Source organism: Brunnivagina elsteri CCALA 953 (assembly GCF_002289455.1).
Classification (GTDB): Bacteria; Cyanobacteriota; Cyanobacteriia; order Cyanobacteriales; family Nostocaceae; genus Brunnivagina; species Brunnivagina elsteri.
On record NZ_NTFS01000321.1, the window covers coordinates 1 to 7879 of the forward strand.

Genomic DNA, 7879 nt, shown 5'->3' on the forward strand with positions numbered 1-7879 from the left:
TATTCGTAAATCATAGTGCCGTTACCAAGTTGACTTTCTTCTAAAACATTTGTTGCAAGTATAAATCTGCCTGCACTCAATCTATCTTTGTTGATTTTATTGTCATCCTGAATTATTGCTGCTGATATCAGATAGTAGGCTTCTTCTTTTTCTTCTTTTTCTGATTTTTGCTGTTTTGGGGTTATTAAATTTACTTCTATTTTCTCTAGTTGATGATATTTAAATTGTTTAGATAGTTTCGATAATTCTTTCATGGCATCAACTTTACATGCAAATTTTTCCGACGATATTTTTTTCAACGCACTTTTGCTTTTCCCTAAATCTTTGACTATTTTTTGTGATAGTTTTCTTAAGTCCGATTCTTTTCTTTCTTGACTTTGCACAACTAACCATCTCTGCTCTATTCCACCGTAATTACTTCTTTTAGCGACAAATGAATATCCTAATAGTTCGCTGTCAATAAATTCTGATTCTGGGGTTTCCGAAACTAATAATTGTGCCTCTTTTATAGTTAAAGGGACTCTCGATAACCACTTAATCTCTGACATTAACTTAATATTTGGTTCTGTATATAATGCACAGTCGGCAACGATTAGACTATCAACTTTCATTTGTTTTTGATACTCAACTGCTATCTTTCCGAAAGATTGAGAATCTGTTTGATTCCCAGATACTGATTTAAAAAATATTGGTATATCCCCATCTCCAGTACATATTAATTCCATCAGAAATTGCTTTAAATCTGGTCTATGGTCGCGGGAATATCCATGTGTGACGCTTATAGCTTGCTTTGATTTAAACTGTAATTCTTCTTGTTCGTTTTCAAATATAACTTCTGGTAAACATGATTTATATTCCCCATGCATATGGAGAGATGATGAATCTAAGTGTGATATTAATGTAGATATTTGAAATTTTTGTACTACATTTAAACTAATTGCTAAAAATGTTGTGTCGAGTCCTTTCAAAAATAATTTATCCAGAACTCTACCAAGTTTATCATCATTTAAATACTCTGGTTTTACTCCTTCTCCTATTAAATGTTCACATGGAATTGACTCAAAATACTTTGGAAACATGTATAATGGCTTAGAAACAAATCCTAATCCATTTAAAATCATTGCTTTGACAACATTTCCACAACTTACTTTTTCTTCTTCTTCAACTCCCAACAAATCGTTAATAATTTCTACTAATCCAATTGAATCTACTATTCCTGCGACTATCCCTAAATGGTCGATATTTTGTATTTCAACATCTTTTATATTAAACATGGCAGCAGAATTCTCCTAACAATTCTGCTTTTATTCTTACATTTTTACTTTTATCAAAAATTAATTTTTCTTAATTCTTTAATATTTTTGACTTAAGGAGCTTTTTCTTTGACTACCCAATAACCTCAATAGTAATTTTGTACTTCATCCTAATGCTACTAATTCTTATTAGTTCTCTTTGGCTATGCCTTGCTTGTAGGTTTTATATACTACTTTCCCAATATTTTGTTGATGTGTGACAGTTAGGGTGCGGAATGTGGGTTCTATCGCTTGATGGGGAACAGAAAAACAAGCTTTAAGCGCTGAAAACCATACCCCCTATTTTGATTTTTCTGTCAATGCGTAAGTCCTAACCCTAATGAATGCACTTTATTTAATCCACGTTCCTTAGTTAAATTACGCGATACTCCGTAGGAGTGGCTGCCGCCATCGCATAATTTATTCTGTGGGTATTCTGTGGGTATTTCCTTGCGATCGCCAAAGCTAGCATTGCCCCTGAAAATAGGAACAATGCGACAATTTAACTACTTTTTCGCCACAGCAGCATCAAGGATTTTGGTGTAATCAGCCTTATTAGAATTATTTTGATACAGGGATAAAATGTTACCAGTTGCTGGGTCAACAATAGCCACAGTGCTAGTTTTACCCTTGTTAGCTTCTAGAAATTTACCTAAGCCCAGTCTTTGCGCGATCGCTTCTGTCTGTTTGAGCTTACCTTTATCGGTGACATCCAAGACAACAAAATTTACCTTACCAGAATATTCCTGTTTCAACTGCGATAGGGTGGGAGCAATATTTTTACAACCAGCACACCAAGTAGCATATACATCCACCATCACTGGTTTACCCTGAAGTTCCTTAGCCAGAGGACCTCCAACAGATTTAACTTTACCTGCACAAGGATTTTTACTAGCGCAGGGATTCCCTTGAGCAATCTTGGTAATTGATGATTGAGCTTCAGTTGCAGAAATACTAGTTGAGGTTGTTGCAACCATAGATGCAGTCAAAACTAGGCTACTCAAACAAATTTTGAGCAATAAATTCGCGTGTTTGTACATAAAATCTGTTCTCAGCCCGAAAGTGTTTAATGGCGATATGCTTGCCACAACAATAATCAATTGTGGTGCATCTATTCACTAAGACGACTGAAGGGTGGTATTGGATTTAATATTTCCATGCAGTTTCTTTAAAAATAAAATATCCCCATCCAAGATCCAATCCGATCTCCTCCCTCAGTCGTCATATATATAGACGGCTTTTTTCAGCAAAAATATCTCTGTGTGCGTTGTGGAGCGAGGCGATAATGGAAAAAATATGTAAAACTGGCGACTATATCAGTTTAGACGTAGGTTAAAAATCGCATGGAGCCTAAACAATCCCAGTCGAATTTAACAGGGCTTACCGATGTGACAGATGAAGCTTTGTTTGTGGCGCTTAAAAATGGTGATGCTGCGGCATTGAGTGTTTTGTTTCAGCGTCACGGTCGTTTGGTGTATGGATTAGCACTAAAGATTTTGGCAAACCCCCAGGAAGCTGAGGATTTAACCCAGGAAATATTTTTGACACTGTGGCGAAAAGCATCTACCAATCCTGATTGTCGCTTTTTTGTCCGCTACTTGGTGACAATAACGCGATCGCGTGCCATCGACAAACTACGCGATCGCACTAGACGACTAAAACTTGTAGAAAAAGTAGGAACTATGAGTAATGACATAACACCAGAACCAACACCCGTGGAAAAGGTAAGTAATGCAGAGCGATCGCAAAGGGTTAATCATGCTCTTTCAGAACTCTCAGAAAAGCAACGCCAGGTCATCGAATTAGCTTACAACCAGGGATTGAGTCAATCGCAAATAGCCACACAACTAGATATTCCCCTGGGTACAGTCAAAACCAACACTCGTCAAGGATTATTAAAACTCAGACAAATTTTACTTGATGCAGATATATTGATATATGAATAAATCTTTTGATCCCGAATATATAAAAAACCTAGCTGCGGGATTTGTTGTGGATGACCTTTCCCCAGAAGAAGCTGAGGAATTTCGGCTGTTACTTGATGAACATCCAGAGGTAATTGCCGAAGTTAAAGATTTGCAGGAAGTTTTACGACAGGTTTTAGATGGTTTTATCGAGGTAGAACCACCCATAGATTTACTCGGAAAAATTCTCTCTCAAGTGCAAGAGTCTAATCAACTAGTAAATATTCCAAATATAGATAATATTCCAGTTACACAAACCGATAACTTAATAATACTGAAAACATCTAGAAAATGGACAAAAATTGCTGGTAGTATCGCTGCTTTGTTTGTTGTAATTTTAGGGATAGATAACTATCGATTGAGGCAAAATTTAGGTGTTGTCACCGCAGATAACCAAAAATTACGCCAGGACTTTACCCAAGTTCAAGCCGTTAAAAACCTGCTGCAAAATTCGCAAACGCGATTATATACTTTTGAATCAGCTAAATCTAAAAATAACATTACAGATAACGCTTCGGGAAGTATAGTTATTAATCCCCAAAAACAAAAAGCGGTGATGATATTCAAAAATCTTCCTGCTCCACCCCCCGGACAAGTTTATCTATTATGGACAGTTATCGCTGACAAAAAATTACCCTGCGGTCAAGTCAAACCCTATTCCTGGGGAACAGCTTCCTATGAGTTACCATTTAGCGATCAAATGTACCAAGAATTTACCGACCCACAGTTTTCTGGGTTAGTTGTGACATTAGAAACAGATGCAAATGTTCCTCGTCCAACGGGAAAAGTGGTCATGAAAAGTTCGCATATTTAATATAACTTATGATGATTACAGAAAAAAACGATAATATTATTACATATCAAAATTGGCTGGTAAAAAATGATGGTGATTGTGTTGTTCTGAATTCTGAGGAACTTACTTTACCAGAAAAACCCTATCGACTATACCGATTTCTCACAGAATTAGAAGACATACTTGAGACAATAACAGATGATTGTCTTCGCATCCAGCAAATTATGCCACTAGTGCGGAAATTATTAGCTAGTTCCTATTGGCTACAAATGGAGTTTAGCGCACCACCAACTGACCCCGGTTGGTCTGTAGAATTCCTGTATGATGAGTATGAGTTTCCTTTGACTATCCAGATGGTTGCTTGGCTCCCCGGAAATATTTCACCTATCCATAATCACGCAACTTGGGGAATTGTAGCTGTTGTGGGTGGAGAAGAAAAAAATAAATTTTGGCGAAGAGTTCCCACATTAGAATATCCAAATCGCATTGAATGTGTTGGTGAAAAAATTTTGGTTCCCGGCGATATTATTGGTTTTACATCTGATGCTATCCACTGCATTGAAGCATTAGGAAATGAGCCAGTTGTGACATTTAATTTGTACGGAGTAACCACATATCACAAGCGTTGGGAATTCGATTCTGTCACGCATCAAGCTAAAAACTTTTGAGATTTAATGGGATTTTGTTATTGGTTAAAATATTTTTCTAAATATGCTGTGAGAATTTTAGGTATTTTCTAGATTAACGTTCGTTACTATAGCTATCTGGGTAACAAACACCGAGATATATAATTCTGAGTTCTATTAAATAAGTTTATATGTAAAATTTGTATTCCTCCTACAAATGAACTATATTTAGTAAGCAATTAAGATATCTTTTAATTTTACTCCTACCCAAAAATAAAGTACAAGTCAACATAATACAAATTTTCAAAAACAATGCAACAGATAGTTTGTAGGGACTTAGCATTGCTAAGTCCTTACCATCGGATGTGTCATAATCATTATTGAAATTGGTATAAAAATGCAGTTTTTTCTGAATATCCCCGAATTTATATTTGGGGTTTTTAATTTTGAATTCATAATTTTTAATTAATTAAATTAGGTTGACAAATATCACAGTTTATGATGTTTGTTTTTTTTTGAAAATAGATCTATTTTGCTCAATAAATTCTCAGGAAAATCTCATTTAAAAATCAACCTATTCTCAGCTTTATCAACTAATCTAATAATATCGAAATCCAAAACATCCGATTTGAATAATCATGTATTTTGCGAATGCGAACTTTCATCAAAGCTTCTGTTTCATAAATGTGGAATAACTGCTAAAAGCTACATAAACTCATTTTAAACTTAGCCCAGTTATTCTTATGATTCAGCAGCATCAGAATTTAAACCCGAATACATGTCAGGTGCGCTAGAGATTACAAACACATGAGTATATTCCTCACACTTGCCATTGTTGTATTGGCATTAGTTTTATTTGTGACTGAATGGTTGCCGTCAGATATTATTGCCATAATCGTCACAATTCTTTTAATCGTTTTAGGTTTAGTTACTCCAGATGAAGGAATATCTGGTTTTGGCAATTCCGCTACTATTACAGTGATGGCAATGTTTATCCTCAGTGCGGGTATTGCTCGTACTGGAGCAATTCAAATTGTTAGTGATATTTTACTCAAATGGGGTGGTAGAAATACAACTCGGCAAATCTTCACTTTAGGGATAATTGTTGGACCAATTACAGCTTTTATTAATAATACTGCTGTTGTTGCTGTGTTTTTGCCCATTGTCGAGCAATGGTGTAAACAACAAAAAATCTCTGTTTCCAAATTATTAATGCCTCTATCATTTGTGACAATTTTAGGCGGCATGATTACAGTAATTGGAACTTCTACTAATATCTTGGCAAGTGGAATTTCTCAGAAATTGGGTTATGGAGCATTTAGCTTATTCCAATTTACCCAATTAGGGCTAATCACATTTACCATTGGTTTAATTTATTTAGCTTTAATCGCACCTCGATTATTACCAAGTCGTAAAAAACAAACCGATAATATTTTGACAGAAGACTATGGTTTAAGTGATTATATTAGCGAAATTTTAATTCCACCAGGTTCTAATTTGGCGGGAGAAACCCTGTTATCGAGTGGTTTACAACATAAATTTGATGTAGATGTATTAGAAATGATTGCTGGTGATACCCATTTTCACCAACCTTTAGAAGACAAAAAATTACAAGCTTGTTCGGTTTTAGTCGTTCGCGGTAGTCGAGAAGAGTTACTTAAAATCAAAGATGACAAAGGAATAGAAATTCTACCGGAGTTTCTAAATAAGAAGAAATCTTTAGATGCACAAATTAGTTCAGAAAATGAAGGTATTGCCGAGGTTTTAATTCCTTCCAACTCAAACCTAATTGGTTCAACCATCAAAGAAATACGCTTCCGTCAAAGATATAATGTCACGGTTTTAGCGATGCATCGCGGACAAGCAATTACTAGAGAGCGTCTTGCTGAAAGCAAATTAAAGTTTGGTGATGTTCTATTAGTTCAAGGTCCTAAACAAAGCCTTTTAGGTTTACAAATTAATCGTAATTTGTTGGTACTTAATCAACAGGAATTAGAAACTCTCCGTCGAGATAAAGCTGGGATATCAATAGCAATTGGTTTGGGAGTTGTAATTGTCGCAGCTTTGAATTGGCTACCAATTCTCGTAACTTCTCTAGTTGGTGTTGTCTTCATGGTATTAACAGGTTGTCTCAAACCCAGAGAAATTTACGATGCTGTACGTTGGGACATTATCTTTTTACTGGCTGGATTAATTCCCCTTGGTATCGCAATGGATAAATCTGGTACTACTCAATGGTTAGCAAATACTTTAATTGGACTAGGAGGGAATTTATCTGGTTACTGGATATTGACTTTCTTTTTTGTGATTACTTCCTTACTCACCGAAATTATTTCTAACAATGCCGCAGTGGTTTTATTATTACCAGTTGCTGCAAAAGTCGCAGAGAATCTCAATCTAAATCCTCTGGCTTTTTTGTTTGCAGTCACCTTCGCTGCTTCTAACAGCTTTATGACACCAATTGGCTATCAAACTAACACAATGGTCTATGGTCCTGGTGGCTATAAATTTACTGATTTCATCCGTGTTGGAGCGCCACTAAATCTGTTGATGGCAATAATTGTACCTCCGTTAATTATTTTCTTCTATGGTTTGTAAATCAATTTTTATTGAAATCTAAATTTGCCAAAAATATATGATTCAATGTCCACAAATTATCAATTTAATTAACCGTTCCCCTCCTGATTATTGATTAAGTCTAGATACGGTTAATTCAAACTCAAAAATTACAGTTTTTTCACCCAATACAAGGAATAAATAGGAGCAACGTATGTCTAAAATCAAAGCTTTAATTCAACCCCACGGTGGTCAACTCATCAACCGTTATTTATTTGGAGAAGAACGGGAAGCAAGCTTATTCAAAGCATCTAATCTACCTCGTCTTACCCTCTCTGCTCGCAATCTAGCTGACTTAGAATGTATTGCCACAGGTGTTTATAGTCCATTGGAAGGATTCGTCGATGAACAGGAATACTATTCCATTATCAAAGACATGCGACTTCAAAATGGTCTTGCTTGGAGCATTCCCGTCACTTTACAAGTTTCTGCATCAATCGCAAACCAATACCAATTAGATTCTGAAATTGCTTTAGTCCATCCCAATGGCACAATTCTGGCAGTCATGGCAGTTAAGTAGTCGGACACAATTAATTACACAAAACTTGGGCTGAAATTATTACCTATCAAAGATATCCAAAAATCAGT

At 35.7% G+C, this 7879-nt stretch carries 7 protein-coding genes; 5 read left to right on the forward strand and 2 right to left on the reverse strand.

The genetic code is table 11. The features are described from left to right. The coding region (locus CK510_RS22475; protein ID WP_143289385.1) for an IS1634 family transposase at positions 1 to 1274 on the reverse strand (1274 nt) is incomplete at its 3' end. Positions 1275 to 1798: 524 nt separating this feature from the next. Further along, positions 1799 to 2332: a TlpA family protein disulfide reductase gene (locus tag CK510_RS22480; protein ID WP_095723813.1), complete on the reverse strand. Its 534-nt coding sequence runs from the start codon at positions 2330 to 2332 to the stop codon at positions 1799 to 1801. A gap of 303 nt (positions 2333 to 2635) precedes the next feature. On the opposite strand from CK510_RS22480, the gene CK510_RS22485 reads away from it, so the two are divergent. The 5 genes from CK510_RS22485 to CK510_RS22505 all read left to right on the forward strand — a co-directional run bounded on the left by CK510_RS22485 (position 2636) and on the right by CK510_RS22505 (position 7811). After that, entirely contained in the window at positions 2636 to 3238 is a 603-nt protein-coding gene (locus tag CK510_RS22485; protein WP_095723814.1) for a sigma-70 family RNA polymerase sigma factor, read from the forward strand. Beyond that, positions 3231 to 4070, forward strand: a complete 840-nt coding sequence (locus tag CK510_RS22490; RefSeq protein ID WP_095723815.1) for an anti-sigma factor — start codon at positions 3231 to 3233, stop codon at positions 4068 to 4070. The genes CK510_RS22485 and CK510_RS22490 overlap by 8 nt, the downstream gene beginning before the upstream one ends. Positions 4071 to 4108: 38 nt before the next feature. Beyond that, positions 4109 to 4717, forward strand: a complete 609-nt coding sequence (locus tag CK510_RS22495; RefSeq protein WP_211293260.1) for a cysteine dioxygenase family protein — start codon at positions 4109 to 4111, stop codon at positions 4715 to 4717. A gap of 765 nt (positions 4718 to 5482) precedes the next feature. Beyond that, positions 5483 to 7273: an SLC13 family permease gene (locus CK510_RS22500; RefSeq protein ID WP_095723816.1), complete on the forward strand. Its 1791-nt coding sequence runs from the start codon at positions 5483 to 5485 to the stop codon at positions 7271 to 7273. A gap of 172 nt (positions 7274 to 7445) precedes the next feature. Beyond that, a complete protein-coding gene (locus tag CK510_RS22505) occupies positions 7446 to 7811 on the forward strand; it encodes a hypothetical protein (protein WP_095723817.1) in 366 nt (121 codons plus the stop codon). Positions 7812 to 7879 lie beyond the last annotated feature (68 nt).

Coding starts and splice junctions, on each gene's coding strand:
- CK510_RS22485 (WP_095723814.1), top strand. CDS start 2,636: ATGGAGCCTAAACAATCCCAGTCGAATTTAACAGGGCTTACCGATGTG.
- CK510_RS22490 (WP_095723815.1), top strand. CDS start 3,231: ATGAATAAATCTTTTGATCCCGAATATATAAAAAACCTAGCTGCGGGA.
- CK510_RS22500 (WP_095723816.1), top strand. CDS start 5,483: ATGAGTATATTCCTCACACTTGCCATTGTTGTATTGGCATTAGTTTTA.
- CK510_RS22505 (WP_095723817.1), top strand. CDS start 7,446: ATGTCTAAAATCAAAGCTTTAATTCAACCCCACGGTGGTCAACTCATC.
- CK510_RS22480 (WP_095723813.1), bottom strand. CDS start 2,332: ATGTACAAACACGCGAATTTATTGCTCAAAATTTGTTTGAGTAGCCTA.